The organism is Burkholderia sp. SR8 (genome assembly GCF_052851275.1).
Genome location: NZ_JAULUC010000003.1, coordinates 37863 through 63814, shown reverse-complemented (window position 1 = coordinate 63814; position 25952 = coordinate 37863). Strand labels below are relative to the sequence as shown.

23 protein-coding genes are annotated in these 25952 nt (G+C 67.8%); 13 read left to right on the top strand and 10 right to left on the bottom strand.

Going from position 1 to position 25952, the window contains the following annotated elements:
* Positions 1–58: 58 nt before the first annotated feature.
* Genes Q3A80_RS04505 through Q3A80_RS04490 form a run of 4 tightly spaced genes read left to right on the top strand, consistent with a single transcriptional unit; the run spans position 59 to position 4452 of the window.
* Positions 59–1642, top strand: a complete 1584-nt coding sequence (locus tag Q3A80_RS04505; protein WP_446327873.1) for a flavin-containing monooxygenase — start codon at positions 59–61, stop codon at positions 1640–1642.
* 20 nt (positions 1643–1662) lie between these two features.
* Positions 1663–2598: an SDR family NAD(P)-dependent oxidoreductase gene (locus Q3A80_RS04500; RefSeq protein WP_446327872.1), complete on the top strand. Its 936-nt coding sequence runs from the start codon at positions 1663–1665 to the stop codon at positions 2596–2598.
* Complete coding sequence (locus Q3A80_RS04495; RefSeq protein ID WP_446327871.1) at positions 2595–3500, top strand: metal-dependent hydrolase; 906 nt, start codon at positions 2595–2597, stop codon at positions 3498–3500. Before Q3A80_RS04500 ends, Q3A80_RS04495 begins: the two co-directional genes overlap by 4 nt.
* Before the next feature lie 4 nt (positions 3501–3504).
* Entirely contained in the window at positions 3505–4452 is a 948-nt protein-coding gene (locus Q3A80_RS04490; protein ID WP_446327870.1) for an alpha/beta fold hydrolase, read from the top strand.
* Here the strand turns inward: Q3A80_RS04490 and Q3A80_RS04485 are convergent.
* Positions 4413–4967, bottom strand: a complete 555-nt coding sequence (locus tag Q3A80_RS04485; protein WP_446327869.1) for a putative glycolipid-binding domain-containing protein — start codon at positions 4965–4967, stop codon at positions 4413–4415. The two genes, Q3A80_RS04490 and Q3A80_RS04485, sit on opposite strands and share 40 nt — an antisense overlap.
* A 281-nt stretch (positions 4968–5248) precedes the next feature.
* Here Q3A80_RS04485 and Q3A80_RS04480 point away from each other — a divergent pair, with 281 nt between their 5' ends.
* Genes Q3A80_RS04480 through Q3A80_RS04470 form a run of 3 tightly spaced genes read left to right on the top strand, consistent with a single transcriptional unit; the run spans position 5249 to position 7135 of the window.
* On the top strand, positions 5249–6142 hold the full coding sequence (locus tag Q3A80_RS04480) for an urea transporter (RefSeq protein WP_446327868.1): 894 nt from the start codon (positions 5249–5251) through the stop codon (positions 6140–6142).
* Positions 6117–6893, top strand: coding sequence for a class II aldolase/adducin family protein (locus Q3A80_RS04475; protein ID WP_446327867.1), 777 nt, complete (start codon positions 6117–6119; stop codon positions 6891–6893). The genes Q3A80_RS04480 and Q3A80_RS04475 overlap by 26 nt, the downstream gene beginning before the upstream one ends.
* A 53-nt stretch (positions 6894–6946) precedes the next feature.
* Complete coding sequence (locus Q3A80_RS04470) at positions 6947–7135, top strand: 4-oxalocrotonate tautomerase (RefSeq protein WP_014898956.1); 189 nt, start codon at positions 6947–6949, stop codon at positions 7133–7135.
* A 21-nt stretch (positions 7136–7156) separates the two neighbouring features.
* On the opposite strand, the gene Q3A80_RS04465 is transcribed toward Q3A80_RS04470, so the two are convergent.
* Complete coding sequence (locus Q3A80_RS04465) at positions 7157–8218, bottom strand: SAM-dependent methyltransferase (protein ID WP_446327866.1); 1062 nt, start codon at positions 8216–8218, stop codon at positions 7157–7159.
* A 265-nt stretch (positions 8219–8483) separates the two neighbouring features.
* On the opposite strand from Q3A80_RS04465, the gene Q3A80_RS04460 reads away from it, so the two are divergent.
* On the top strand, positions 8484–13325 hold the full coding sequence (locus Q3A80_RS04460) for an NAD-glutamate dehydrogenase (protein WP_446327865.1): 4842 nt from the start codon (positions 8484–8486) through the stop codon (positions 13323–13325).
* 122 nt (positions 13326–13447) lie between these two features.
* Here Q3A80_RS04460 and Q3A80_RS04455 read toward each other — a convergent pair whose 3' ends face one another.
* The 5 genes from Q3A80_RS04455 to Q3A80_RS04435 form a co-directional block, all read right to left on the bottom strand.
* Positions 13448–14314 carry a class I SAM-dependent methyltransferase gene (locus tag Q3A80_RS04455; protein ID WP_446327864.1) on the bottom strand — a complete coding sequence of 289 codons (867 nt, stop codon included), beginning with the start codon at positions 14312–14314 and terminating at the stop codon, positions 13448–13450.
* A 10-nt stretch (positions 14315–14324) separates the two neighbouring features.
* Positions 14325–14675 (bottom strand): VOC family protein, encoded by a 351-nt coding sequence (locus Q3A80_RS04450; protein WP_446327863.1) that lies wholly within the window; start codon positions 14673–14675, stop codon positions 14325–14327.
* Between the two features lies 1 nt (position 14676).
* On the bottom strand, positions 14677–14853 hold the full coding sequence (locus Q3A80_RS04445) for a ribbon-helix-helix domain-containing protein (RefSeq protein ID WP_446327862.1): 177 nt from the start codon (positions 14851–14853) through the stop codon (positions 14677–14679).
* Positions 14854–14968: 115 nt separating this feature from the next.
* Entirely contained in the window at positions 14969–15802 is an 834-nt protein-coding gene (locus tag Q3A80_RS04440) for an arylamine N-acetyltransferase family protein (protein WP_446327861.1), read from the bottom strand.
* Positions 15803–15974: 172 nt separating this feature from the next.
* On the bottom strand, positions 15975–16667 hold the full coding sequence (locus tag Q3A80_RS04435; protein WP_446327860.1) for a hypothetical protein: 693 nt from the start codon (positions 16665–16667) through the stop codon (positions 15975–15977).
* 330 nt (positions 16668–16997) lie between these two features.
* On the opposite strand from Q3A80_RS04435, the gene Q3A80_RS04430 reads away from it, so the two are divergent.
* On the top strand, positions 16998–18473 hold the full coding sequence (locus Q3A80_RS04430) for a carbohydrate porin (protein WP_446327859.1): 1476 nt from the start codon (positions 16998–17000) through the stop codon (positions 18471–18473).
* Positions 18474–18548: 75 nt separating this feature from the next.
* Here Q3A80_RS04430 and Q3A80_RS04425 read toward each other — a convergent pair whose 3' ends face one another.
* Positions 18549–20033, bottom strand: a complete 1485-nt coding sequence (locus Q3A80_RS04425) for an amidase (RefSeq protein WP_446327858.1) — start codon at positions 20031–20033, stop codon at positions 18549–18551.
* Between the two features lie 376 nt (positions 20034–20409).
* Between Q3A80_RS04425 and Q3A80_RS04420 the strand changes: the two genes are divergently transcribed.
* The 4 genes from Q3A80_RS04420 to Q3A80_RS04405 all read left to right on the top strand — a co-directional run bounded on the left by Q3A80_RS04420 (position 20410) and on the right by Q3A80_RS04405 (position 24877).
* Complete coding sequence (locus Q3A80_RS04420) at positions 20410–20844, top strand: universal stress protein (protein WP_446327857.1); 435 nt, start codon at positions 20410–20412, stop codon at positions 20842–20844.
* A gap of 617 nt (positions 20845–21461) precedes the next feature.
* Positions 21462–21710 (top strand): adhesin, encoded by a 249-nt coding sequence (locus Q3A80_RS04415; protein ID WP_446327856.1) that lies wholly within the window; start codon positions 21462–21464, stop codon positions 21708–21710.
* A gap of 531 nt (positions 21711–22241) precedes the next feature.
* Positions 22242–23528, top strand: a complete 1287-nt coding sequence (locus tag Q3A80_RS04410; RefSeq protein WP_446327855.1) for an NRAMP family divalent metal transporter — start codon at positions 22242–22244, stop codon at positions 23526–23528.
* A 113-nt stretch (positions 23529–23641) separates the two neighbouring features.
* Positions 23642–24877: a DUF2252 family protein gene (locus Q3A80_RS04405; RefSeq protein WP_446327854.1), complete on the top strand. Its 1236-nt coding sequence runs from the start codon at positions 23642–23644 to the stop codon at positions 24875–24877.
* A 68-nt stretch (positions 24878–24945) separates the two neighbouring features.
* Here Q3A80_RS04405 and Q3A80_RS04400 read toward each other — a convergent pair whose 3' ends face one another.
* On the bottom strand, positions 24946–25347 hold the full coding sequence (locus tag Q3A80_RS04400) for a PPC domain-containing DNA-binding protein (RefSeq protein ID WP_446327853.1): 402 nt from the start codon (positions 25345–25347) through the stop codon (positions 24946–24948).
* 248 nt (positions 25348–25595) lie between these two features.
* Positions 25596–25832 carry a DUF3079 domain-containing protein gene (locus Q3A80_RS04395; protein WP_446327852.1) on the bottom strand — a complete coding sequence of 79 codons (237 nt, stop codon included), beginning with the start codon at positions 25830–25832 and terminating at the stop codon, positions 25596–25598.
* Positions 25833–25952 lie beyond the last annotated feature (120 nt).

Genomic DNA, 25952 nt, shown 5'->3' with positions numbered 1-25952 from the left:
ACTATCGTTACATCAAACAATGTAACATTCAAAAATGAGCCAAATCGGAGACACCCGGATGAATGCTCGCACGTTGCCTTTCGGCCCGCCCGGCCACGACGGCCCGGACGAAACCATCGACATCGCCATCATCGGCACCGGCTTCGCCGGTCTCGGGATGGCCATTCGCCTGCGGCAGACGGGCGTCACCGACTTCGTCGTCCTCGAGAAGGCCGCGTCGGTCGGCGGAACGTGGCGCGACAATCACTACCCCGGGTGTGCGTGCGACGTGCAATCGCACGTCTATTCGTTCTCGTTCGCGCCGAACCCGCGCTGGACGCGCATGTTCGCGCCGCAGCCGGAAATCCGCGCGTATCTGGAAGACTGCGTGCAGCGCTTCGGCGTCGGCCCGCACCTGCGCCTGAACCACGAACTGCAGCGCGCCGAATACGACGAAGCCGCGCAACGCTGGCGCCTGACGTTCGCGAACGGCAAGCGGCTGTCGGCGCGCGTGCTGGTGTCCGGCATGGGCGGCCTGTCGCGCGCCGCGCTGCCGGCGATTCCGGGCATCGAGACGTTCAAGGGCCGCGCGTTCCATTCGCAGCAGTGGGATCACGACTACCCGCTCGACGGCAAGCGCGTCGCGGTGATCGGCACCGGCGCAAGCGCGATCCAGTTCGTGCCGCAGATCGCGCCGCGCGTGAAAGAACTCGCGCTGTTCCAGCGCACGCCGCCGTGGATCATGCCGAAGCCCGACCGCAACCTGACGCGCTTCGAGAAATGGCTGTTCCGCACGCTGCCGTTCACGCAGAAGGCGGTGCGCAGCGGCATCTACTGGATGCTCGAATCGCGCGTGCTCGGCTTCGCGATCCATCCGTCGCTGATGAAGAACGTGCAGAAGCTCGCGCTGCGCCATATCCGCAAGCAGATTCCGGATCCGGCGCTGCGCAAGGCCGTCACGCCGAACTACACGCTCGGCTGCAAGCGCGTGCTGATCTCGAACGACTACTACCCGGCGCTGTCGCGCAAGAACGTCGACGTGATCACGACCGGCATCGACCATATCGAAGCCGACGCGGTCGTGACGACCGACGGCCGCCGCCACGAAGTCGACTGCCTGATCTACGGCACGGGCTTCCAGGTCGCCGATCCGTATCCGCGCGGCGCGATCATCGGCCGCGGCGGCCTCGACATCGTCGATGCGTGGCGCGACGGCGCGCACGCATATCTAGGCACGACGCTGCCCGGCTATCCGAACTTCTTCATGATCGTCGGCCCGAACACGGGCCTCGGCCACAACTCGATGGTGTTCATGATCGAGTCGCAGATCGAATACATCCTCGGCGCGCTGCAGGCGATGCATCGCGAACGCGCGGACGCGATCGAGGTTCGCCCGCTCGTCGAGGCGCAGTACAACAGCGCCCTGCAGGGCAAGCTGAAGAAGGCGATCTGGTCGACGGGCGGCTGCAAGAGCTGGTATCTCGATCCGCGCACCGGCAAGAACACGACGCTGTGGCCGGGCTTCACGTGGCGCTTCCGCCAGGCCACCGCGCACTTCTCGATCGCCGACTACCACGCGTATCGCGCGCCGCACCACGACACGGCCGCGCGGCCGGCCGCCGCGCCCGCCGCTGCCACGACCCGTTCCGCCGAAGCGGCCTAGCCAGACAAGGAGCCATCGACATGAGAGATTTCGCCAACAAGGTCGCCGCGATCACGGGCGCCGGCTCGGGCATGGGCCGCTCGCTCGCGGTGCAGCTCGCACAGGCCGGCTGCCACGTGGCGCTCGCCGACAAGAACGGCGTCGGCCTCGCAGAAACCGAGCGGATCGTCCGCGCGATCGCGCCGAAGGTGCGCGTATCGACGCGCGTGCTCGACGTCGGCGACCGCGACGCGATGTTCGCGTGGGCCGACGACACCGCGAAGGAACACGGCAAGGTCAACCTGATCTTCAACAATGCGGGCGTCGCGCTGTCGAGCACGATCGAAGGGATGGAATACGGCGATCTCGAGTGGATCGTGAACATCAACTTCTGGGGCGTCGTGCACGGCACGAAGGCGTTCCTGCCGCATCTGAAGGCATCGGGCGAAGGCCACGTGGTCAACACGTCGAGCATCTTCGGGATCTTCGCGCAGCCGGGGATGAGCGGCTACAACGCGACCAAGTTCGCGGTGCGCGGCTTCACCGAATCGCTGCGCCAGGAACTCGACATGATGAAGTGCGGCGTGTCGGCCACGTGCGTGCATCCGGGCGGCATCCGCACCAACATCGCGCAATCGAGCCGCGTTGCGAAGAACATGGTCGGCTTCATCGTCGAGAGCGAGCAGCAAGGCAAGGACAGCTTCGAGAAGTTCTTCATCACGACCGCCGACGATGCCGCGCGCACGATTCTCGCCGGCGTGCGCAAGAACAAACGCCGCGTGCTGATCGGCCGCGACGCGAAGGCGGCGGACTGGATGGCGCGCGTGCTGCCGGCCGCGTACCAGGCGCTCGTCGTGCTCGCGACGCGCCGCGAGGCCGCGAAGGCCCGCCGCGCGGCGGCGCGCTACGGCGCGCCGGCCGCGGCGCCGCTGCAGGCAACGTACAACAACGCAGGCAATCAGGGAGAACAATCATGACGACACCGAACATGATGCCGGTGCGGCGCGACATCCGTTTCGCGCTGCCGCCCGAACGCGCGAAGGACTGGCACGTGCAGGGCGTGCCGGTCACCCACTTCATGAACGCGCTGTCGCTGCTGTTCCCGGCCGGCGAGCGCTTCTTCATGGACTCGGTGCGCAACTACCGCGACCGCATCGAGGATCCGGAACTGAAGAAGCAGGTGCTCGGCTTCATCGGCCAGGAAGCGATGCACACGCGCGAGCACATCGAGTACAACGACCTGCTGCAGTCGGCCGGCCTGCCCGCGCACAAGCTCGACAAGCGGCTGTGGACGATCCTCGGCTTCCTCAAGAAGACGCTGCCGCATTCGATGCAGCTCGCGATCACGATCGCGCTCGAGCACTACACGGCGATCCTCGCGAACCAGCTGCTGTCGGGCCACGAGCACCGGATCGACGGGTCAGTCGAAGGCTACCAGCAGATGTGGATGTGGCATGCGATGGAGGAAACCGAGCACAAGGCGGTGTCGTACGACGTATGGAACGTCGTGATGAAGCCCGGCCTCGGCAGCTACCTGCTGCGCACCGGCACGATGCTGCTGACGACCGCGATGTTCTGGACGATCGTGTTCGACTTCCACGTGCGGCTGATGCTGTCGCACCGTCGCAAGCACGGCCGCTTCGGCGGCATGTGGCGTCTCGTGAAGTATCTGTACAGCCCGCGGACCGGCGTGTTCCCGAGCATCGCGCGCGAATGGCTCGACTATTTCCGGCCGGGCTTTCATCCGTGGGACCACGACAACCATCGGTACCTGCAGGGGCTCGACACGCTGCTCGCGAACATCGACGCGACCAATGCGCGCTATGCGGCGCAGGCCGCTCCGCGCCGCGTGCCGCTGCATCCGGTCGCGCAGGCATGACGTCATGGCGCGCGCACCCGAGATGCTGACGGTCCGCTCCGGCGACGTGAAGCTCGCCGTCTACGTCAGCGGCCCGCGGCGCGCGCCGCCGCTGATCCTCGTGCATGGCTATCCCGACTCGGCGGCGGTGTGGGCGGCGGTGCGCGCGCGGCTCGCGAAGCGCTATCGCGTGATCGCGTACGACGTGCGCGGCGCCGGCGCGTCCGATGCGCCGCGCCGCCGCGCGGACTACACGCTCGCGCGGCTCGCGGACGACCTGAAGGCCGTCGCCGATGCCACCTGCGGCAACCGGCCGTTTCATCTGGTCGGCCACGACTGGGGGTCGATCCAGTGCTGGGAAGCCGTGACCGATCCGGCGTTTCGCGGCCGCATCGCGTCGTATACGTCGATCTCGGGCCCGTGCCTCGACCACGTGTTTCGCGCGAAGATGCGGCTCAGGCAGAGCCTGAAGTCGTGGTACATCGCGTTCTTCCACCTGCCGGTCGTGCCGTCGCTGGCGTGGCGGCTGGGCGGCGCGGCGCTGTGGCCGCGGTGGCTGCAGCTCACCGAGCGCGTGCGGCCCGAGCGCGATCCCGCGCAGTTGAAGAATGCGCTGAACGGGTTGCAGCTTTACCGCGCGAATTTCGTTGCGCGGGCGAGAAAGCCGCGCGAGCGGTATGCGCAGGCGCCGGTGCAGATCCTGGTGCCGGTGCGCGACCGCTATGTGACGCCCGAGATGTCGGTCGGTCTCGGCCGCTGGCTCGGCGAGCACGTGCGCGAGGAGATCGACGGCTCGCACTGGGTCGTGGTGCGCGATCCGGAGCTGATCGCGGCGCGGATCGACCGGTTCGCGGCCGCGCATGAAAGGCCTGCGGTCGCGGCGGCACCGACGGCACCGGCCGCGCGGGCGGGTGCGGGAGCGGGCGCGGCGGTTCAGCGCAGCGGCGGCAGGCGCTTGAACAGCGTTTCGTAGTCGATCACGAGGCCGTCTGCGTCGATATCCATCTCCACCGTGAAATTCCGGAAGATGCCTTCATAGCGATAGCGGCGGCCCGGCTCGACGCACGCGTACGCCTGCTTGACCGGCGTGACGGTCAGCTCGGGCGTCGAGATGTACGCAACGTCGATCGGCCGGCGCTCGCCGCGCGCGAGGCCGAGACGGCCGATCGGCAGCGCATTCGTGAACGGCGTCGCGGCGATGTCGATGTCGACGCAGCCATCCAGTTCACGCAGCTCGCGGCCTGAACCGTCGCGCCAGTGCCCGGCCCCGTCGCCATGCAGCTCGAGCGAGGCGCCGCCCATCACCCTGAGCACCGCGTACTTCACCCGCCACTGCGGATCGCACTCGACCCGGTACGCGAGTCCGTACGCGCGGCCGTACCGCTGGCCGACCACGGCGCTTTCGACGACGATGCCGGATTCGCTCCGCGCGAACGTCAGATGTTCGATTCCGTCGCCCTCGAGCGACGCCCAGCGCAGTTCTCGCATCGTCCCGTCTCCGTGGTATCGCGCGTCGGGGCATCGTCACACACATCCGCGTTATTCGGAATGCCTCCGTCGACGAGTCCGGCGCGCGTCATTTGGATTCGAGGTCCATGCCCGGCCCCTCAAACGCCGATCGGACAGCTTCCACGACTCCCCATTCCGCGCCGTTCGCCCGGCCGCGCCCCAGTTCGGGGCGCTTCCCAAATCCTGACTATCCAGAATTCCCTATTCCGGTGCATCGCAGAGTGTCCTATGCTCGCGGCTCGTCCTGCTCCGCCGCCGCCATGCCTACCGCCCGCCCCGCCTCGCCGTCGATCGACCTGCGCATCCTGCTGCGCAGCATCGGACAGATCGTGCTGCAGGCGAACGCGTTCACTGGCGCGATGCTGGTCGCCGCACTCGCGCTGACCGACCTGCGGCTCGCGTGCGCGGCGCTCGTCGGCGCGGCCGCGGCCAACCTGACCGCGGTGCTGACCGGCGCGCCGCGCCCGGACGTCGAACAAGGGCTGCACGGCTTCAACGGTGCGCTCGCCGCGCTGGTGACCGTGCTGTTTGCGCCCGCGCCGCTCGCCGCACTCGCGCTGGTGCCGCTCGCCGCGATCGGCGCCGCAGTCGTACAGCGTGCGCTGCGCACGCCGCTCGCGAAATGGCGGCAGTGCCCGTATTCGAGTCCGTGCCTGGCCGCCACCGCGTTGTGGCTGCCGTTTGTCGCAGCGCAGCACGCAAGCGACGCCGCGCCGGGCGCAACGTTCGCACTGGAATCGTTCGCTCCCGCGCTACTATCGGGCGTCGCCCAGACCACCTTCGCGCACGGCACGTGGGCCGGCCTGCTGATCGTCGCCGGCATCGCGATCGCGTCGCGTCGCGCGGCCGCGTTCGCGCTCGGCGGCGCGATCGTGTCGACCGTGCTGCTGATTGCGCTCGGCGCGAGCGGCGCCGCGTTCGCCGACGGCCTGCTCGGCTTCAACGGCGCACTCGCCGCGCTCGCGCTGATGCCGCGCGGCGCGCGTGCCGCGCTCGCGGCAGCCGCACTGGCCGCACTGATCCAGTGGCTCGCGATGCAGGCGGGCATCGTCGTGCTGACCGCGCCGTTCGCGCTCGCGTCGTGGATCACGGTGGCCGTCGCGCGCCGCCTTACCCTCGGAGAACCCGATGTCGTCATTCGCACACCGTCCTGACACCGTGAAGCCCGGCGGGCCGATCTCGGCGGCCGAGCGCCGCCTGCGCGTCGATCTCGCCGCCGCCTATCGCCTCGTCGCACTGAACGGCTGGGACGACCTGATCTACACGCATCTGTCCGCGACGGTGCCCGGCGAACCCGGCCATTTCCTGATCAACCCGTTCGGTCTCACGTTCGACGAGGTCTGCGCATCGAATCTCGTGAAGATCGACCTGGCCGGCAACCGGATCGGCGACGGCGAACACGCGGTCAACGTGACCGGTTTCGCGCTGCATGCGGCCGTGCATGCGGCGCGGCCAGACGCCGTCTGCGTGATGCATCTGCACAATACGGCCGGCATCGCCGTATCCATTCAGCGCGACGGACTGCTGCCCGCGTCGCAGCACGCGCTGCGATTTCACGGCGATCTCGCGTATCACGACTACGAGGCGCTCGCGTTCTCGCCGGCCGAAGGCGCGCGACTGACCGCGAGCCTCGGCGCGAAATCCGCGATGCTGCTGCGCAACCACGGCACGCTGACGGTCGGCCGGACAGTCGCCGAGGCGTACGTGCTGATGGATACGCTGATCAAGGCGTGCGACATCCAGGTGCGCGCGCAGGCAGGCGGCGGCCCGCTCGTGCTGCCCGAGCCGGCTGTGGCCGACCGTACCGCCGAGCAGCTGCGCGACGGCGGCGCGATCGAGGGCGAACTGGAATGGCCGGCGCTGCTGCGCCGCCTCGACCGGATCGATCCGTCGTATCGCGACTGATGCCGCGCGCGTCCGTACGAACTTCCCTACCCCAACCATCGGAGCAACCTGTCATGCCGACTTTCAATATCCAGTTGTTCGAAGGCCGCACGGTCGAACAGAAGCGCGCATTCGTCGAAGCAATCACGCGTGTCACGTGCGAGACGCTCGGGTGCGACCCGGGCTCGGTCGACATCATTCTTGCCGACGTGAAGAAGGAGAACTGGGCGACGGCCGGCAAGCTGTGGAGCGACGAGCGCTGACGACGTCGTTGTCCCGCCGGCCTATCGTCCTCGCCTGACGATCAATCCGACCGACGTAGCAACGTACTTGTCGTACGCCAGCTTCAGATGCGGGATGTTCTTGTAAGGCGGCGCGTCGACATGAAAATCCAGCGGGTGTGCATCCGGTGCAACGACGAACGGCCGGACCGTGTGACCGCGGCTTGTCAGTCGCTCGACCAAATCCAGCATGTCACGGCGGCGATAGAGTACGGTTTGCCCGCTGTCGAGCGTGTCGCCGTCGGAGGTAAGGTTGAATTCGGTCGTATGTACCGCTACACCGCCGATGCGCAGACACTTCTCGACCGCATTGACGACGAACTGCTTGCCGGCTTCGAGATCGCCGAGATGCTCGAAACAGCATGATGACCAATTGAAGTCGAAATCGCGAAGATGGTCTGGGATGCGATTCATATCGCACGCTTCGTACGATACGCGCTCGTCGAAAAGGTGTCCATCGACAATGTCCTCGTAGCGAATCTGCGACGAAGCTCCGCTGTGCTGCCCCGTCGCCTTCCAGCCGTTCGATTCGCCGATTTCTTCAGGCGCGTCGGTGGCAACGATATGCGCGCCTAGTTTTGCGAATAACGCCGGCAAGCGCTCGCTGCCCACGCCGAATACAAGTCCGCGCGCCCCCGGTTTCACCTCGCCTGACTCCAGCAAATGATGGATTATGAACACCCATTCCCACAATTTCCGGTGAAACACGAAATGGTGATTCAGCATCCCGCAAATTTCCAGAAAGCGCGGATGGTAGAAGTCCGCGACGCTGCAAGTTGAGTACGGCGCGAATTCGCCGTGCCGCGAGATGGCAGTGAACGGCGGCACCGGAATGAATGAGGGCCGTTCGACAATACTCGGCGGCCGGTTGACCATATCGGTCAGTTCTCGACACGTGATTTCCAGCTGCGCAATTCGGGCGTTGAGCGATTCGATATCGGCCAGTTGACGATCGGTTTTGGTTTGCGCGGATACGGCAAATTGCGACAGCGAATTCTGGATATCGAGCACCGCCGAATACATGCGGGTCAATTGTTTGAACGGGGTCATGCGCGTGATGTTCATCTATCAAATTTCTCCGAAGATGGCTACCGCGTACTTACTGTCGGATACCGTCAAATTTGTGCCCGCACCCTAAGGGTTGGCCGAAACGGACACGATATCATGCAATAAATCTGGGTCTACGGCCATCACTTCGGCCTTGAGCTGGTGCGGCGCCCGCGCCGTTGTGCGCCCGCACATCGCGCCACCGCGCAATCGGCGCATCAATCGGCGCATAATGCCGAACACACGCCGCAGCAGCCAATGGCCACCCGCCCAGGAGACCGCCATGGAAGCGAAGAACGAGGAAGTCGTCGCACACCTGCTCTCCGATGTCGTCGAATTCGCGCGCGCTCGCCTGCCCGAAGCCACGTTCCGGATCGTCGAACCGTTCCTGCGTCATTACTACGATTTCGTCGACGCCGACGATCTGCAGAATCGCAGCATCGCGGATCTCTACGGCGCCGCAATGGCGCACTGGCAGACCGCGCAGAAGTTCGTGCCCGGCAGCGAGCGGCTGCGCGTGTACAACCCGATCCTCGAACAGCACGGCTGGCACTCGGACCACACGGTGATCGAGATCGTCAACGACGACATGCCGTTTCTCGTCGACTCGGTGACGATGGCGGTGAACCGCCTCGGGCTCGCGCTGCACTCGGCGCTGCATCCGGTGTTCCGCATCTGGCGCGGCGCCAACGGCGGAATCGAGCGTGTCGACGCCGGTGGCGCGACGGCCGACGACGGCCGCTCGCAGCTTGCATCGTTCATCCATTTCGAAGTCGACCGCTGCGGCGACGCCGCGCTGCTCGACACGCTGCGCGACGACATCGCGCGCGTGCTGCGCGACGTGCGCGCGTCGGTCGAGGACTGGCCGAAGATCGTCGACATCGCCCGCGCAACGATCAAGGACATGAAAGCCCGCGAATCGACCGCGGAAGACATCGAGGCGCGCGCGTTCCTCGAATGGATGGTCGCCGATCACTTCACCTTCCTCGGCCAGCGCGACTACTCGCTCGTATCGGACGGCCCGGGCTTCGGGCTGCGCGGCATCGAGGGCTCCGGCTTCGGGCTGCTGCGCGAAGCGCTGCGCCCGCCCGGCGCGCCGGACGTGACGCCGCTGCCGCCGGCCGCCGCCGAAATCATCACCGGCCCGTGGCCGATCTTCCTGACGAAGGCGAACTCGCGCGCGACCGTGCACCGGCCGGGCTATCTCGACTACGTCGGCGTGAAACTGGTTGGCGCCGACGGCAAGGTGATCGGCGAGCGGCGCTTCATCGGGCTCTACACGTCGACCGCGTACATGGTATCGAGCGCCGAGATCCCGATCGTGCGGCGCAAGTGCGCGAACATCGTGCGGCGCGCCGGCTTCCTGCCGAAGGGGCATCTCGGCAAGTCGCTCGTGACCGTGCTCGAAACCTATCCGCGCGACGAACTGTTCCAGGCCGACGAAGACCAGCTCTACGACATCGCGCTCGGCATCCTGCGCCTGCAGGAACACCAGCGCACGCGCCTGTTCGTGCGGCGCGACCGCTTCGACCGCTTCGTGTCGTGTCTCGTGTTCGTGCCGCGCGACAAATACAACACCGACCTGCGCCGCCGCATCGCGAAGCTGCTCGTCGATGCGTACAACGGCGTGAACGTCGAATTCACGCCGCTGCTGTCGGAATCGGCGATCGCGCGGATTCATTTCGTCGTCCATGCGGAACCGGGCACGATGCCCGACGTCGACACGCGCGAACTCGAGACGCGGCTCGTGCAGGTCACGCGCCGCTGGCAGGACGATCTCGCCGACGCGCTGCTCGACGCCTTCGGCGAAGAGCAAGGCAACCGCCTGCTGCAGCGCTACGCGGAGTCGTTCCCGGCCGGCTATCGCGACGACTATCCGGCGCGCACGGCCGTACGCGACATCGAGCTGATCGAGCGCGTGAAGGAGTCGGGCCAGCTCGCGATGAACCTGTACCGCCCGATCGAGGCCGGCCCGCGCGCGTTCCGCTTCAAGGTGTATCGCGCGGGCGAGCCGATCGCGCTGTCGCGCAGCCTGCCGATGCTCGAGCATCTCGGCGTGCGCGTCGACGAGGAGCGGCCGTACCGGATTCAGACGCAGGATGCCGTGCCCGCCTGGGTGCACGACTTCGGCCTCGAACTCGCGGACGACACCGAGTTCGACATCGAGCGCGTGAAAGGACTGTTCGAGGATGCGTTCGACCGGATCTGGAGCGGCCGGATCGAGAACGACGATTTCAACCGCCTCGTGCTGCGCGCGCAGCTGAGCGCACGCGAAGTGACGATCCTGCGCGCGTATGCGAAATACCTGCGGCAGGTCGGCTCGACGTTCAGCGACGCGTACATCGAGCGCGCGCTGACCGGCAACCCGGCGATCGCGCGGCAGCTCGTCGAGCTGTTCCTGCTGCGCTTCGACCCGGCCATCGGCGGCAACCGCGACGTGCAGGCCGAACACCTGCTGAAGGCGATCGAGACGGCGCTCGACCAGGTGCCGAACCTCGACGAAGACCGGATCCTGCGCCAGTTCCTCGGCGTGATCAACGCGACCGAACGCACCAACTACTTCCTGCGCGATGCGAACGGCGACGCGAAGCCGTACCTGTCGTTCAAGTTCAATCCGGCGAAGGTGCCCGGCCTGCCGGAGCCGAAACCGATGTTCGAGATCTGGGTGTACTCGCCGCGCGTCGAGGGCGTGCACCTGCGCGGCGGACGCGTCGCGCGCGGCGGGCTGCGCTGGTCCGACCGCCGCGAGGATTTCCGCACCGAGGTGCTCGGGCTGATGAAGGCGCAGATGGTGAAGAACGTCGTGATCGTGCCGGTCGGCTCGAAAGGCGGCTTCGTCGTGAAGAACCCGCCGCCGCCGAGCGATCGGGAAGCATGGATGCGCGAAGGGATCGCGTGCTACCAGACGTTCCTGCGCGGGCTGCTCGACCTGACCGACAATCTCGCCGGCAACGCGATCGTGCCGCCGCCGGACGTGGTGCGGCACGACGCCGACGATCCGTATCTCGTCGTCGCGGCCGACAAGGGCACGGCCACCTTTTCCGACTATGCGAACGCGATCTCGCACGAATACGGTTTCTGGCTCGACGACGCGTTCGCGTCCGGCGGCTCGGTCGGCTACGACCACAAGAAGATGGCGATCACCGCACGCGGCGCATGGGAATCGGTGAAGCGGCACTTCCGCGAGATGGGCGTCGATACGCAGACGACCGACTTCACCGTGGTCGGCGTCGGCGACATGTCCGGCGACGTGTTCGGCAACGGGATGCTGCTGTCGCCGCATATCCGGCTCGTCGCGGCATTCGATCACCGGCACGTATTCCTCGACCCGAACCCCGACCCCGTCACGAGCTTCGCGGAGCGCCGGCGCATGTTCGCGCTCGAACGCTCGAGCTGGGCCGACTACGACACGTCGGCGATCTCGGCGGGCGGCGGTGTCTATCCGCGCACCGCGAAAACGATCCCGCTGTCGCCGGCCGTGCAGGCCGCGCTCGGCATCGACGCGCACGCGCTGCCGCCGACCGAGCTGATCCGCGCGATCCTGCAGGCGCCGGTCGACCTGCTGTACAACGGCGGGATCGGCACCTACGTGAAGGCGACGCACGAAACCCACCTGCAGGTCGGCGACCGCGCGAACGACGCGGTGCGCGTGAACGGCGCGGACCTGCGCTGCAAGGTCGTCGGCGAAGGCGGCAACCTCGGCTGCACGCAGTTCGGCCGCATCGAGTTCGCGCAGCGCGGCGGCCGCATCAACACCGACGCGATCGACAACTCGGCAGGCGTCGATTGTTCGGATCACGAAGTCAACATCAAGATCCTGCTCGGGCTCGTCGTCGGCGACGGCGAGATGACCGAGAAACAACGCAACGCGCTGCTTGCGGAAATGACCGACGAAGTCGGGCTGCTCGTGCTGCGCGACAACTACTACCAGACGCAGGCGCTGTCGATCGCGGGGCGCTACAGCGTCGAGCTGCTCGACGCGGAGGCGCGCCTGATGCGCTGGCTCGAGCGCGCGGGCCGCCTGAATCGCGTGATCGAGTTCCTGCCGACCGACGACGAGATCGCCGAACGGCAAGCGGCGAAACAGGGCCTCACGTCGCCGGAACGTGCGGTGCTGCTCGCGTACAGCAAGATGTGGCTGTACGACGCGCTGCTCGAATCCGACGTGCCGGAGGATCCGCTCGTCGCCGCGATGCTGGTCGACTATTTCCCGAAGCCGCTGCAACAGCGCTTCAGCGAGCCGATGCGGCGCCATCCGCTGCGCCGCGAGATTCTCGCGACGCACCTGACCAACGCGCTCGTCAACCGGGTCGGCTGTGCGTTCGTGCACCGGCTGATGGAGGAGACCGACGCAAAACCGGGCGACATCGTGCGCGCGTGCATCATGGCGCGCGACGTGTTCGATCTCGATGCGGTGTGGCGCGACATCGACGCGCTCGACAACCGGGTCGCCGACGACGTGCAGGCGCGCATGTTCGTCGATGTCGCGCGGCTGCTGGAGCGCGCGGCGCTGTGGTTCCTGCGGCATCTGCAGTCGGGCGCGGTGGCCGACGGCGGTGTCGCGAGCCTGATCGCGCGCTGCCGCGACGCGGCCGAGCGCATCGCGCCGCAATTGCCGTCGCTGCTGCCGGCAAGCGATCTCGATGCATTGTCCGAGCGGCAGCGCGTGTTGACCGACGCCGGCGTAGACGGTGCGCTCGCGGCGCGCGTCGCGAGCGGCGACATCTCGGCCGCGCTGCTCGACATCGCCGAAGTGGCGGCGACCTGCGACCGCAGTCTCGAACTGGTCGCGGGCGTCTACTTCTCGCTCGGCACGCTGCTCAATTACGGATGGATCGGCGAACGCGCGGCGTCGCTGGCGACGCCGACGCACTGGGACATGCTCGCGCGCGCGGCCGCGCTCGCGGAAGTCGCGCGGCTCAAGCGCACGCTGGCGACCAGCGCGCTCGCGGAATCGGCGGATTCGACGTCGCCCGACGCGATCGTCCATGCGTGGCGCGAGCGCCGCGCTGCGGCGCTGCAACGCTACGAGCATCTGCTCGCCGATCTGCGCGCGTCCGGTGGCGCGAGCCTCGCGGTGCTGCTCGTCGTCGTGCGCGAAATGGCCGTGCTCGAACGCGCGTGATGCGTAACTGGTTTGGCCGCGGCGTCACACCGTCGCACCTCGCCCGGCTGCGTATCGTTCAACGGATGCAGGCCGTCAATGTGATCGGCCGGCGTGACCGGTGACCGATGCGTCTCAAAGCGTCACACCGTCGCGATCAACAGCTCTTCCGCGTTGTTCGGCGGCCGCAGCCCGTCGGTCCGGCCGGCGAAGTAGCGGCGCGCGAGATCCGCGGCCGACACGTGCTCGGCCCGCGCGAAGCCCGCTTCCGTCGCGAGCGCGCAAATCTCCGCCGGCATGAAGAAGCTGATGAACGGCGTGCCGCTTGCCCGCGCGCCCTTCGCGGCCATTTCGAGCCCCGGGCGCACGTCCGGATCCGCGTGTTCGAGCGGCAGCAGGAACGTCATCGCGAACGTCGAGCCCGGCGCGAGCGACGCGGCTTCGCGCAATGCCGCCGCGTTCGCTTCGCGTGTCAGGTACATGCTGACGCCGGTGGACACCACGACTGCCGGCTTGCCCGCATCGAAGCCCGCGCGCACGAGCGCGTCGCGCCACGACCGCTTCGCTTCGAAATCGACCGGCACGAAGCGCAGCCAGTCCGGCACGCCGAAGCCGAGCTCGGTCAGGCGGCGGCGTTTCCACGCCTGCGGCGCAGGCTGGTCGACCTCGAAGACGGTCACGCGCGACGCCATCTCGGGCCGGCGCTGCACGAAGCTGTCGAGGCCTGCACCGAGGATCACGTACTGGCTCACGCCGTGCGCAGTCTGCTCGACGACGAGATCCTCGATGAAGCGCGCCCGTGCGACGATCGACGCGCGAAACGGCCGCGTGAACTGCGGGTCCATGTCGCCGCGCTGCTGCCAGCCGGGTGGCGGCGCGAGCAGCCGCAGCCCGACCTCGTCGGCGAGCACGTGCGGCGGCGCATCGCGTTCGACGTGCAGCGCGCGCCACAGCGCGACGCGCGCGGCGGTGCCGTCCGGCGCGTCCTGATCCTGATGGGGTTCGGTCATCGCCGTCGCCTCACGCGCTCGGCGTGCCCGGCGCCTGCAGCCGCCACACGCGGCCGTCGGGATCGCGCACGGTCATGTCGCGCGTGCCCCAGTGCGTATCTTCGAATGGCGTGACGACGTCGACGATCGGCTGCGGCCGGACTGCGTGCTCGTCGGGCACCTTCAGCACCACCTGCATGTCCGGTTGCTCGCTCGCCGGCACTTCGGCGATGAACAGGAACGGGCCGTCGCCGTTGCGCAACTGGCCCGAGTTGTGATCGGTTTCGAATTCCAGCGTAAAACCCAGCGCCTGGAAGAACTTCGCGGACTTGCCCCAGTTGTGCGTCGTCAGGTACACGGCTTCGATTCGCTCGGACGACATGTCAATCCTCCTTGGTGGACGGGCCGCCCCCCGGCGGCGGAGCGGCCAGATACGCGCGCAATGCGTCGGCCACGAGCGCGGACAGCGACTGCTCCGTCTCGATCGCGCGATGCTTGACCTGCCGGATCAGGCTCAGCGGCAGGTACACGTTGAATTGCTTTACTTCTTCGTCGGTCATGGGGCTAGTATGCTAGCAAAATAGCAAAAGTCAACCGGGGAACCCGAAGCAGCGGCCCGGCGTGCGGGGCGGGTTCCCGCTCCGCGATGGCGCCGCCCCGCCGCCGACCACGCAGTCACATGGTGTTCGCCCGCGCGGCCACCCGCGCGAACAGCCCGTCGAGATCGAAGCCGTTCGTGTCGATGCCGATCGTGTCGCGCAGGCAGGCGCCCCACGCGGCCGCGTCGTCGAACGCGACGGTGCGGCCGGCGCCCGCCGCGTCGCGCAGCGTCAGCACCGTGTTGAACAGCGCCGCGCGGCCGTCCGGCAGTACGCGGCAAGCGATCAGGTCGTTCACGAAGATCGATTCCGGATACGTCGACGTGAACCAGTTCGCGGCCTCGTAATCGATCCATTCGGCCGGTTTCAGCGAGAAACGATAGGTGGTCTGCCAGCCGTCGGGGATTTCGAACTGCATGTCGAATTCGCCGTCGACCGGTGCGTCGACGACACGAAACGCGCCGTGCGGCGTCAGTTGCCGCTCGCCCGGCACGAAGCGCAGCGGCGTGGTGAGCGTCGCGCTGCCGAAGCCGATGTCCGCGAGCCATACTGCGCCGTCGAGATCGATGCGCAACAGCATGTGCGTCTGCGCGGTGACGACCTCGGGCGGACGCATCCAGCGCACGCGCGCGATCAGCGGCGTCACGCGGAAACCGATCGCCGTGAGCGCGGTGTAGAACAGTTTGTTGAGTTCGAAGCAGTAGCCGCCGCGGCGGTGCCCGATCAGCTTGTCGACGATCGCGGGCAGGTCGAGCGCGACGCGCGCGCCGGTCAGCGGATTGAGGTTTTCGAACGGGATCGCCTGCGGGTGCAGCAGATGCAGCCGGCGCAGCACGTCGAGCGTCGGCTCGGCCGGGCCGTCGTAGCCGATGCGGGCGAAGTAGCGCGGGAGGTCGAACGAGTCAGTCATGAACCGGCACCGAGAAGGGGAACACGGCACGATAGCATCGAGCGAAATCCCCATGGTGTCTGGGGTCTGTTTGCGTCGGTAACGGGCTTGCGCGGCTCGCCCGCCCCAGCGCATGCCATCCCGGACAACCGCGCGCGTTGCCGGCACCGCCAACGCGCGCGGCCTGGCAGCGTTACGGCAGCAGCTTCAGCGCGGACGATGCGACCGACGGCACCGAGATGCCCTGGCTCGTCGCGAACTGCACGGCCTGGCTGAGCGTCGACGCCAGCGACTGCAGCTGGCCCGGCGCGCTTTGCGCGATATACGACGCGGCCTGCATGTTCTGCGGATTCAGGCCCGCCTGCAGCAGCGACGCGGCGCTCGTCGAACCGAGGCTGCCTAGCCCCGACTGCAGCTGCGAGTATTGCGTGAGGCCCTGCCCGAGCGACGCGAGGCCGTTGGTGAACGCCTGCTTGTCGATCGGGCCGTGCGTCGCGCCGCCGCTCGCGAACGCCTGGCCGAGCGCCTGCGACACCGACTGCTGCGCGCCGCCCATCTGCGACAGCGCGGCCGGCGTCAGCGCATTGCCGCTGCCGAGCAGGCTCGCGGCCTGCTGCGCCTGTCCGGCCGCGCCGGTGAGCCCCATCGCCGACGCGAGCGACGACTGGCCTGCCAGCACCTGCTGGTTCGCGCCGACGTACGCCTGCATCAGTTGCGCGACGCCGCCCTGTGCGGGTGCGGCCTGTTGCTGCCCGCCGCCGAGCAGCGCCGATCCGATCGACTGCAGGTCGAGCTGCGCATGCGCGGTGCCGTGTGCGCCCAGCAGGATGCCGAATGCGATGCTCGCCGATGCGAGGTGCTTGCCCGTCGCGCGAATGTGCTTCATCTGTGTTCCCTCGTGCCGGAAATATCGTGGCCGATATTGTCGAAGCGCGTCGCGCGCCGCCGCAACGACTGAAACACATCGAAACGAAATCGCGCGCCGCGGGCGCTTGCAATTCGGCCGCCGCTCCGGCTCGTTTCACGCATTCGTCGGCATTCGCTGCGCGATATCAAGCGCACGTCAGGATTCGTTCCTTTTTCGCATCAATATCGTCTATTTCACGGCTCCGGAATTGACGGCGCGATGCGGGTTTCTTACGATTCGCCCCGCTTCTGTTCATTTGCCCGCGCGCCGCCGCGCGACGTGCCCGTCGCCTCACCTCCAAGGAATTTCATGTCGCCTGTTTCGCTGTCCGGTGCCGCCCTCGTCGCCGCGGCCGACCGCCTTCGCCACCGCGCGCCGCGCCGCGCATCCTGCCGCATGTCCGTCATGGCGCTCGCCTGCGCGATCCAGCTGATCGCGGGCGCAGCCGCCGCGCAAGAGGCGCCGGCCGCCGCCGCACAGCCCGGTTCGGACACGCCTGCCGCCGACAGTCTGTGGACCCGCGACACGCTGCTCGGCGACATCGGCGGCGTGCGCCCATGGCTCGGCAAGTACGGCGTCACGTTCGGCCTGACCGAGACCAGCGAGCTGCTCGGCAATCTGCGCGGCGGCCTCGATCGCGGCGTCGCGTATCACGGGCTGACGACGATGACGCTCGGCGTCGACACCGACAAGGCGTTCGGCTGGAAAGGCGGCAGCTTCAACGTCAGCGCGCTGCAGATCCACGGCCGCCAGTTCAGCCCGAACTATCTCGGCACGCTGAACACCGCGAGCGGCATCGAGGCCGAGGACACCACGCGGCTGTGGGAACTCTGGTATCAGCAGGCGCTGTTCGACGAACGCGTCGACGTGAAGATCGGCCAGCAGGCCGTCGACCAGGAATTCCTGACCAGCGCGTATTCGGCCACCTTCATCAACACGATGTTCGGCTGGCCCGCACTGCCGTCGTACGACTTGCCGAGCGGCGGCCCCGCGTATCCGCTGTCCGCGCTCGGCGTGCGCGTGCGCGCGAAGCTCACGCCGTCGTTGACTGCGCTCGCCGGCGTGTTCGACGGCGACCCGGTCGGCAACAACCCGAACAATCGCAGCGGCACCAATTTCAACCTGCACGACGGCGCGCTGTTCATCGGCGAGCTGCAGTACGCGATCAACCAGGAAGGCAGTTCGGGCGGCACGAAAACGCCCGGCGGGCTGCCCGGCACCTACAAGGTCGGCGTCTGGTATCACAGCGGCAGCTTCGCCGACCAGCGCGACGACACGATCGGCCGCTCGCTCGCGAGCCCGGACTCGAGCGGCGTCGGCCGTCCGCATCGCGGCGACTACAGCGTGTATGCGGTGGCCGACCAGATGGTGTGGCGCGCCGGCCCCGACAGCCCGCGCAGCCTCGGCGTGTTCGCGCGCGTGATGGGCGCGCCGGGCGACCGCAACCTCGTCAGCGCGGCAGCCAACGTCGGCGTCGTGCTGAAGGCGCCGTTCGCCGGCCGCGACAACGACTCCGCCGGCCTCGCGCTCACCTACATCAAGGTCGGACGTCACGCACGCGCGCTCGACGAGGATGCGCTTGCGTTCAACGGCGCGCCGTACGGCGTGCGCGGCAGCGAGACCGCGCTGGAAGCGACGTACAACTACCAGGTCGCGCCGTGGTGGCAGATCCAGGCCGACGCGCAGTACACGTTCAATGCGGGCGCGGGGCAGAATCCGTCCGATCCGCGCGCGCCGCTGCGCAACACGTTCGTGCTCGGGCTGCGGACCAACATCACCTTCTGATTCCGACGTTCGCGGCGGCGACGGCGCGCATCGGCGTGCGCGTTCGCCGCCTTGCCCGCACTGCAGCGCTGCGCGTCAGGCGGCCATCCACGCCGGCAGTCGCCGGCCGACCCAGTCGGCCGCCTGCTCGTAGCCGCGCGCGAGCTGCAGCACCGCGAGATCCGCGCGCGGCCGGCCGATCAATTGCATCCCCATCGGCAGCCCCGCGTCGTTGAAGCCGACCGGCACGCTGATCACCGGGCAGCCGGCCAGCGTCCACGGGACGACCGTTTCCATCCAGCGGTGGTAGGTGTCCATCGCGCGGCCCGCGATTTCCTTCGGCCAGCGCTGCTCGACGTCGAACGGAAACACCTGCGCGGTCGGTGCCGCAATGAAGTCGTAGCGATCGAAGAAGCTCAGCACGGCCTGGTGCCACGCGGTGCGCTCGCTGCTCGCGTCGAACACCGCGGCACCCTGCATCGCGAGCAGCCCTTCGACCTCGTAGATCGCCTCGGGCTTCAGCAGCGCGCGCCGCGCCGGGTCGCGATAGTGCGCGAGCAGCCCGCCGCCCGACAGCAGGTGCCGGTGCGCGAGCCACAGTCGCCAGATCCGTTCGGGCGCGAACGCCGGCAGCGCCGCATCGACGTCGCAGCCGATCTCGCGCAGCGTCGCGAGACCCTGTTCGCACTGCGCGAGCACGCCCGGCTCGGTCGCGAGATAGCCGTTCCAGTCGCCGACCCACGCGATGCGCTCGCCACGCAGATCCTTGTCGAGCGGCTTCGTGAACACGGCCGGATCCTCGGCGAGCGACAGCGGATCGTTCGGGTCGTAACCGGCCTGGATCGCGAGCAGCTGTGCGACGTCGCCGACCGTGCGGCCCATCGGCCCTTCGATGCCGAGCTGCTGCATGTACACGTCGACGCCCGGCCAGCGCGGCACGCGCCCCTGCGACGGACGGAAGCCGTAGATGTTGCAGAACGCGGCCGGATTGCGCAGCGAACCGCCGAAATCGCTGCCGTCGGCGACGGGCAGCATCCGCGACGCGAGCGCCGCGGCCGTTCCGCCGCTGCTGCCGCCCGCGCTCTTCGTCAGGTCGTACGGATTGCGCGTCGCGCCGTGAACTTCGTTGAACGTGTGCGAACCGAGCCCGAACTCCGGCGTATTGGTCTTGCCGATGAAGATCGCGCCCGCGGCCCGCATCCGCGCCGCACCGACCGAATCGGCCTGCGGTACGTTATCGCGGAAGATCGGCGAGCCGTAGGTCGTCCGCAGCCCTTTCGTCATCGCGAGATCCTTCGGCGCCTGCGGCATCCCGTGCAGCCAGCCGTGATACTCGCCGCGGGCGAGCGCGGCATCCTTTTCCGCGGCTTCGGCAAGAAGCGTGTCGCGATCGCGCAGCGAAATCAGCGCGTTCACCGCGCCGTTCACGCGCTCGATGTGATCGAGATACGCGCGCATCGTCTCGACGCACGACACCGCCTTGCTGCGGATCGCCGACGCGAGCTCGCCGGCCGACAGGCGCACGATCGGGTCGACGGTGATGGAAGCGGGAGCGAGAAGCTGCGGGGCGCCGTGCGGCATGCGGAGTCTCCTGGAATCGGAATGGAATGGCGGGCCGTGCGATGGCGCCGGGCCGTCCGCGGCGGCCGGAGAGGCGCCAGGCGGGGCCGCGCCGCGGCCGATGCTCTACTCTACGCGACGCCGGATCGCCGACCTCCGATATTTTCTGGCGCGATTCATTGAGGAATCGACTGAATCGGCGTGGGGGGCGCCGTTTCCGCACTCGGGCCGCTCGATGAAAACGTTTATGCGCATAAACTTAAATTTCTTATATTTCTAATTGGCGCGGCAAGAAGGCGGACGTTGACGACATTTTTACGCGCTCGCCCGATCTCTTTAGATCGCCCCATCCGGCGCAACGCTACGCTTCAACCATCTCGACTCCGGGGCATTCTCCATGCTCAAGCTGCTGGTACCGGTCGGCCATTCGCCGCGCTCGCTTCAGGCGGTCCGTCATGCGGCGTTCCTGTACGGCGAACACTGCGCGTCGGAGATCGTGCTGATCAATGTGCAGGCGCCGCTCGAAGCAACGCGGCTCGAGGCGTTTCATCCGCTGTCGCGGTTGCGCGCGATCGAAGACAGGTTCGCGTGCAACGACTTGTCGACGGCCGAACGCATGCTGCAGGAAGCCGGCGTGCGGTACAGCATCGTGAAGAAGGTCGGGCCGGTGGCCGCCACGATCGCCGACGTCGCCGTGGAGGCCGGCTGCGACGAAATCGTCGTCGTCGCGCCGAGACACGGGCCGCTGCATGCGCTGCTGTCGATCTTCCGGCGCAGTGTGATGAGCCGCCTCGTGCGTATTTCGAATGTACCTGTGACCGCAGTGCGATAACAGCGGTGGCTGTGTTGCCGTCGGCAGTCGGCCACGGTTCGCGCCGCGCTTGATGGCTGCGTAAGCGGCGATGCGCGCGAGCGCGGCCGCCTCGGCATCGGAACGCTGCCGCGTCGACGCATCCCCTTCACCGGCGACCCGCGACGGTCGACGCAGCGCTTACCTGATCGCCTTGCGCCAGAACACGAGGTAAGTCGCCAGAGATGACGCACCTAGCAGAATCATCCACAACGGTGCCATGCTGATCAGAACGGAAGAGACGTCAAGCATTTGGATTCCTCACTATTTCGATAGCGATGTTCAACACGTATCTGCTGCGTTCGGAACCGCTGCGCCCATCGCCTGCCGCACATCGCGTTCCGTCGAAACATGCATTCATGCTATCGCTTTGAAGGCCGGCGCGACCGTCTCGCGCTGCCCGTAACCTGACATTCGTCAAACTCGCGTGAACTGCACGCCGGTCGGCGGCCGGCAGCCGCGCGTGCGCGGCGAGCGCACCGCAAAAACGGGACGCGATGCGCGCGGGGAGCCGCCATTCAGCAGACGTTTACCGGGGGAAGCCCCAAGTGCTTCGACGAACCGGTCCGCGTTACGCTTGGGCGACGAGGAGACGAATCATGAGACGAGTCGTACACATCGCTTTTTTCGCGTTGCTGGCCTACCTGATCGGCGATCGCGCGCTGCTGCACGCGCAAGGCCGCGACGCCAGCCCGATCGCGTGTTCGCAGGGTGCCGAACAGGTGAAATACGACGCGCTGAGCCGGGGCTTCGGCAGCGCGGCGGCCGACAGCCAGAGCGAGGCGTTCATGTCCGGCTGCCTCGTGACCGGACGCGGCAACCGCGACGTCGCGATGGCGGCACGTTGAAGTCGGACGGGCGCGCGCCCGTTACGCGGACGTCGCGCCGCTCGGCCGAGAGCGGACACCAGCAGCGTCTCCCCCTGTTCCGCGCTGCGCCGCGTGCCCTGACGTACCGGTAAGGCGAATACGCGCCGCATCCGGCGCGCTGCACGCTCGATGATCGATCGTGGCTGCGGCGTATCGAGCCAGGCCTCGCCGGCATCGCATCGGCCGCGATCCGGTACGCACTGGATCGCGAGCCGCGTGCGTTCCGCGGCGTCAACGCAGCGGAGATCGCGCCGATCCGCGACGGCGGCGGCTGTCGTTGCAATACCAGCCGCCCGGAATCGCCCAACACCGCTCATCGTGGCTTCGGTCCCGCCAACCCATTCCCGATTCCGCCGTCCCGCCCCCTCGCCGAATCGTCTGTTTCCCTCACGCAGGCCGCACCTGGGCGCCGCGTCGCGCCAGCAACCTGTCGGCATCCCGTCCCGCCAACCCGTGCCGTCCGGGCACGCCAATTGCGGCTCGATAGCCCCCTCCCCACGGGCCGCCATCATGAACGACAACGAGTCCCTCGATTCCGCGCCGGCTCGTCCGCGCGCCGCAACGTGGCTGCGGCGCCTCGGGCCGGGCCTGGTCACCGGCGCCGCGGACGACGATCCGTCGGGAATCGGTACGTACTCGCAGGCGGGTGCGCAATTCGGATTCGAACTACTCTGGTCGCTGCTGCTGACCTATCCGCTGATGACGGCCATCCAGCTGGTCAGCGCGCGCATCGGCCGCGTGACCGGCAAAGGCCTCGCGTCGAACATGCGCACGCACTATCCGCCGTGGCTGCTTTACGTCACCGTCGTGCTGCTGATCGTCGCGAACGTGATCAACATCGCGGCCGACCTGTCGGCGATGGGCGCGGCGGTCAACCTGCTGCTGCACGGCCCGCAGCAGCTCTACGTCGTCTGCCTGGGCGGCATATCGGCCGTGCTGCAGATTTTCGTGCCTTACGATCGCTACGCCCGCCTGCTCAAATGGACGGCGCTGGTGCTGCTCGCGTATGTCGCGGTGGCGCTCGTCGTGCCGGTCGATTGGGGCGACGTCGGCCGCGCGATCGTGCTGCCGCACGTGCAGCTGAGCGCCGGTTACCTGACGACCGTCGTCGCGGTGCTCGGCACGACGATCAGCCCTTACCTGTTCTTCTGGCAGGCGTCGCAGGAGGTCGAGGAACTGCACGCGGCGCCCAGCCAGCGGCCGCTGCGGCGCATGCCGCATCAGGCACCCGCGCAGCTGCGGCGGATCAGCTTCGACACGTGGGTCGGCATGGGCGTCTCGAACGTGATTGCGTTCTTCATCACGCTGACGGCCGCGGCCACGCTCAACCGGCATCACATCGACGTGAAGACGTCGGCGGATGCCGCGCGCGCGCTCGAGCCCATCGCCGGACATTTCGCGTACGTGCTGTTCGCGCTCGGGATCATCGGCACCGGCCTGCTGGCGTTGCCGGTGCTCGCCGGATCCGCGGCCTACGCGGCCGCCGGCACGTTCCGCTGGCGCAACAGCCTCGCGCTGCGGCTCGGCGTCGCGCCCGAGTTCTATACGGTCATCGCGCTCGCGATCGTCGGCGGCGTGGCGATCACGTTCATGCATTTCGACCCGATCCGCGCGCTCTACTGGAGCGCGGTCATCAACGGCCTGACGGCCGTGCCGATCATGGTCGTGATGATGCTGATGGCCGGAAGCACGCGCATCATGGGCGAATTCGCCGTCAAGGGCATGCTCGCATGGGGCGGCTGGATCGCGACGGCCGCGATGGCGATCGCCGCGATGGGCGTGTTCGTGCCCGGTTGAGCGCGCGCGGCCGCGCCGGTGCGCGACAGCGTCGCATCGGCGAATCAACGGACATCGCGCACGCGGCATGCGCACTGGCACCGCATCGCGGCGCGACGGAAGGAGAACGCATCGTGGCAAAAAAGACTGCGGCATCGGCACGACTGCCGACCCTCGACCAGCGCGCGCACATTCTTGCAACGCTCCGCAGCCGCAAGATGGCGCGCTCGATCCACACCTATACGCGCGGCACGGCAGAGCGCTTCTATGCGTGGCTGGCGGACCACCGCTCCGGCACGCTGCCCGACGGTCCCGCGATATGGATCGGCGGCGACTGTCATCTCGGCAATCTCGGCCCCGTCGCGGCGAAGACGGGCGAGGTCGCCGTGCAGATTCGCGACCTCGACCAGAGCGTGATCGGCAGTCCGGTCCACGACGTGCTGCGTCTCGGCTTCTCGCTCGCGACCGCGGCGCGCAGCTCCGATCTGCCCGGCGTCATCACGTGGCGGATGATCGAAGCGCTGATCGATGGATACGAACGGGCATTCGATACCCGCCACCGCGACGAAACCGGCCGCATGCAACGCCCGACCGCAGTGAAGATCGCGATGAAGGCCGCGCTGCACCGGTCATGGCGAAAACTCGACCGGCAGACGATCCGCAACGCCACGCCGCACATTCCGCTGGGCAAACGCTTCTGGCCGCTGTCGGACCGCGAGCGGCGCGCCATTCACGCGCTGTTCGAATCGTCACCGGTCGCCCCGGTCAGTGCCGCGCTCAGCCGGGCGACACGCAGCGACGCCCGTATGAAGGTGCTCGACGCCGCCTATTGGGTGAAGGGCTGCAGCTCGCTCGGGCGGCGCCGTTTCGCGGTGATGCTCGATATCGACGACGCGTGTGCGGACGGGCATCCGCCCTACCTGATCGACATCAAGGAGGCCACGGCCGCGAAGGCGCCGAAGCAACCCGGCGCGCGCATGCCGCGCGATCCGGCGCAACGGGTGCTCGAAGGCGCGCGGCACGTGTCGCCGATGCTGGGAAGCCGGATGTGCGCGGCACGCCTCGACGGACGTTCCGTCGTCATGCGCGAACTGATGCCGCAGGATCTGAAACTGGAAGCGGAACGGCTGTCGGAAGCCGATGCGGTCGAGGCCGCGCGCTACCTCGCGTGGGTGGTCGGCCATGCGCACGCCGCGCAGATGGACGACACGACGCAACGCGCGTGGCGCGCCGAGCTGCGCCGCCAACGTCCGAAGACGGTCGACGCGCCTTCATGGCTGTGGCGCAGCATCATCGAACTGATGGCCGAGCATGAAGAGGCGTATCTCGAACATTGCCGGCAGCATGTGCTCGGCAAGACGGTGCGCTGAAGCGTCGCTGTTCGGCATCCGATATTGCGATCGGCACACCAGTCGTGCACGGCGCGCGGCCGCACAGGTCAGTCTGCCGCCGGACGAATCACCAGCTCGTTGAAGCCTGTGCCCGCATCGGGCTCGCGGGAGAAGCGATGCGCGGGCAACAGCACGAGCAGTATCTCGGCGGTGGTCCGCACGACGCAGCCGTTCGCGACGTGTCCGCCCGACACGCGGCCCTGCGCATCGGATACCGACATATGCAGGTGCGCGCCGTCCGGCGCGACCGAGCCGGCGAGCGTCAGGATTTCGAAGTCGCCGCGCAATTCGCTCGGCGCGTCGATGCCGGCGAAGCGCAATTGCGCGACGCTCAGGCTGCCGATGCCCTGGATCACGAATGCCGCATGTGCGTCGAGCCGGCGCAATGCCTGCTCGATCGACGCGCGCAGGTCGTCGCCGGGGGAAAGACGCAGAGGATGGGCTTGCATGGTCGATCACCTGCTGGTGGGGCCGGGTACCGGCCAAGAGTACGTTCGGCGACGCCATCCGGCAACTCGCCTCACGGATCGGACTGGGCGCCCGCGACACGCGCAACACGCAGCGCTCGGATTGCCCGGTGAACCTCGCGTGCGGATGGCGCGTCCGGGATGCCGGCCGCGACGGCGACTTCCCGCGCACCTTCGCCGAGTGGCGGCGGCCCGTATACGTGGCGCTTGGGCAGCACCTCGGACTCCGCCTACGATGACGCTGCACCGACCGCGGCCGCGGTTGCCTTTTCGCCTCCTGCTTCATCGTCCGCGCATTCGATGCCCCAGTCGCCGTATCGATACCAGTCGTCGCCGAGCAGTTCGCACGGGTGCTGGGTCCGGCTGGAGCCGTTGCCGCAACGCATCGCGTGCGTCGGGCAGTAGTTGTCGCATCCCCAGCAGATCCGCTCCGGATGCACGGGATGCAGCGGAAATTTCCTGGCCATGGTTCGTCGTATTCCCGATATCGTCGTCGTGTCCGCTTCCGTTCGACTTTAATCCGTGCGGCGCACGATGCCGATGCGACATTCGTTCGCAGCGCACGACCGGCCGCTCCAACGCCCAAA

Excerpts from the sequence above, each read along its gene's own strand:
- Q3A80_RS04505 (WP_446327873.1), top strand. The coding sequence starts at position 59 with ATGAATGCTCGCACGTTGCCTTTCGGCCCGCCCGGCCACGACGGCCCG.
- Q3A80_RS04500 (WP_446327872.1), top strand. The coding sequence starts at position 1,663 with ATGAGAGATTTCGCCAACAAGGTCGCCGCGATCACGGGCGCCGGCTCG.
- Q3A80_RS04495 (WP_446327871.1), top strand. The coding sequence starts at position 2,595 with ATGACGACACCGAACATGATGCCGGTGCGGCGCGACATCCGTTTCGCG.
- Q3A80_RS04490 (WP_446327870.1), top strand. The coding sequence starts at position 3,505 with ATGGCGCGCGCACCCGAGATGCTGACGGTCCGCTCCGGCGACGTGAAG.
- Q3A80_RS04485 (WP_446327869.1), bottom strand. The coding sequence starts at position 4,967 with ATGCGAGAACTGCGCTGGGCGTCGCTCGAGGGCGACGGAATCGAACAT.
- Q3A80_RS04480 (WP_446327868.1), top strand. The coding sequence starts at position 5,249 with ATGCCTACCGCCCGCCCCGCCTCGCCGTCGATCGACCTGCGCATCCTG.
- Q3A80_RS04475 (WP_446327867.1), top strand. The coding sequence starts at position 6,117 with ATGTCGTCATTCGCACACCGTCCTGACACCGTGAAGCCCGGCGGGCCG.
- Q3A80_RS04470 (WP_014898956.1), top strand. The coding sequence starts at position 6,947 with ATGCCGACTTTCAATATCCAGTTGTTCGAAGGCCGCACGGTCGAACAG.
- Q3A80_RS04465 (WP_446327866.1), bottom strand. The coding sequence starts at position 8,218 with ATGAACATCACGCGCATGACCCCGTTCAAACAATTGACCCGCATGTAT.
- Q3A80_RS04460 (WP_446327865.1), top strand. The coding sequence starts at position 8,484 with ATGGAAGCGAAGAACGAGGAAGTCGTCGCACACCTGCTCTCCGATGTC.
- Q3A80_RS04455 (WP_446327864.1), bottom strand. The coding sequence starts at position 14,314 with ATGACCGAACCCCATCAGGATCAGGACGCGCCGGACGGCACCGCCGCG.
- Q3A80_RS04450 (WP_446327863.1), bottom strand. The coding sequence starts at position 14,675 with ATGTCGTCCGAGCGAATCGAAGCCGTGTACCTGACGACGCACAACTGG.
- Q3A80_RS04445 (WP_446327862.1), bottom strand. The coding sequence starts at position 14,853 with ATGACCGACGAAGAAGTAAAGCAATTCAACGTGTACCTGCCGCTGAGC.
- Q3A80_RS04440 (WP_446327861.1), bottom strand. The coding sequence starts at position 15,802 with ATGACTGACTCGTTCGACCTCCCGCGCTACTTCGCCCGCATCGGCTAC.
- Q3A80_RS04435 (WP_446327860.1), bottom strand. The coding sequence starts at position 16,667 with ATGAAGCACATTCGCGCGACGGGCAAGCACCTCGCATCGGCGAGCATC.
- Q3A80_RS04430 (WP_446327859.1), top strand. The coding sequence starts at position 16,998 with ATGTCGCCTGTTTCGCTGTCCGGTGCCGCCCTCGTCGCCGCGGCCGAC.
- Q3A80_RS04425 (WP_446327858.1), bottom strand. The coding sequence starts at position 20,033 with ATGCCGCACGGCGCCCCGCAGCTTCTCGCTCCCGCTTCCATCACCGTC.
- Q3A80_RS04420 (WP_446327857.1), top strand. The coding sequence starts at position 20,410 with ATGCTCAAGCTGCTGGTACCGGTCGGCCATTCGCCGCGCTCGCTTCAG.
- Q3A80_RS04415 (WP_446327856.1), top strand. The coding sequence starts at position 21,462 with ATGAGACGAGTCGTACACATCGCTTTTTTCGCGTTGCTGGCCTACCTG.
- Q3A80_RS04410 (WP_446327855.1), top strand. The coding sequence starts at position 22,242 with ATGAACGACAACGAGTCCCTCGATTCCGCGCCGGCTCGTCCGCGCGCC.
- Q3A80_RS04400 (WP_446327853.1), bottom strand. The coding sequence starts at position 25,347 with ATGCAAGCCCATCCTCTGCGTCTTTCCCCCGGCGACGACCTGCGCGCG.
- Q3A80_RS04395 (WP_446327852.1), bottom strand. The coding sequence starts at position 25,832 with ATGGCCAGGAAATTTCCGCTGCATCCCGTGCATCCGGAGCGGATCTGC.